This window comes from Aliterella sp. E5.1 (assembly GCF_057473825.1).
The window spans coordinates 1-949 of record NZ_JBYCCV010000496.1; the positions used below are offsets into that span (position 1 = coordinate 1).

Consider the following 949-nt stretch of genomic DNA (forward strand, 5'->3'; position numbering starts at 1 on the left):
GGCTCGAGGCGCGTAGAAGCAGCTATCGACTGTATGTTTATCTGCATTTTATCTCCTAACAACACGATCAGGCTGAACAAAGTGACACCGCTTCGACTGGACATCTCTTAATAATGCGTTTAGCTGTTGGACTCTCGACAGCGTTGGAACTAACGCAATTGATCCGCTAAATAACATCGAGTGCTTTTACGACTTTTGCAAATTTTCGACGGATTTGATTACTATCCTTCCGGACAGCTTCTGACACCCATCTTCAATCAGCTTAATAAAATCACGAGCGTCAGAGAAGTAATTCTTGAATGCAATCCGCACTTCTTCACTGGAATCTGCGCGCACCAACACTACATCATATCCAGGGTTCTTCTGTTCGATATCAAACAAGGCACGTAGAGCGTCGGTAGCATCTCTAAAGGTTTTGACCTCTAGCTCATTTGTTTTGGAAAAGACCAAAATAACATTTCGATCCGCAGTAGCTGCACTGTCTGCGGCGTTCAACCCAAGCAACATATTCATTAGCCCTAGCTCCTGATCGAGTCGTAAGAACTCACTTACAAGATCAGCGTTTTCACTCTCGGGCAAAGGTCCTTTTGAATCCTCAAAAGCGCGCGCCAGAATTTCGCTAGCTAGAACCATAGCGTCTTCATAGCGCTTATCTCCTTCTTGGAATTTCGGCTGGCTCTCAGTGATAAACCCGATCACCTCTACAGTAGTAGCCCAAGCATGTTGCACAACAGTGCGATACTGCAACTCGACAAAAAGTCCTGTGTAGGCACGACCAGCTTCTGAGTTGACATCATACTCGTACACGTCGTGAATTCCGCGGTAACCCGTAGATTTCGGACTTTTGATGTAGTCGTACTTATCTACATCATTACGGCGCTTGTGCCGAAACCGAGCCTTGTGAAATTTCTGACGAAATGAGTAAAGCTCGTCAATGGTGTTGAAGATT

At 45.4% G+C, this 949-nt stretch carries 1 protein-coding gene; it reads right to left on the reverse strand.

Features of this window, described 5'->3' with window-relative positions; all coding sequences use genetic code 11:
- Nucleotides 1–186: 186 nt before the first annotated feature.
- The coding region (locus AC2VE5_RS28520; RefSeq protein WP_486890877.1) for a RelA/SpoT domain-containing protein at nucleotides 187–949 on the reverse strand (763 nt) is incomplete at its 5' end.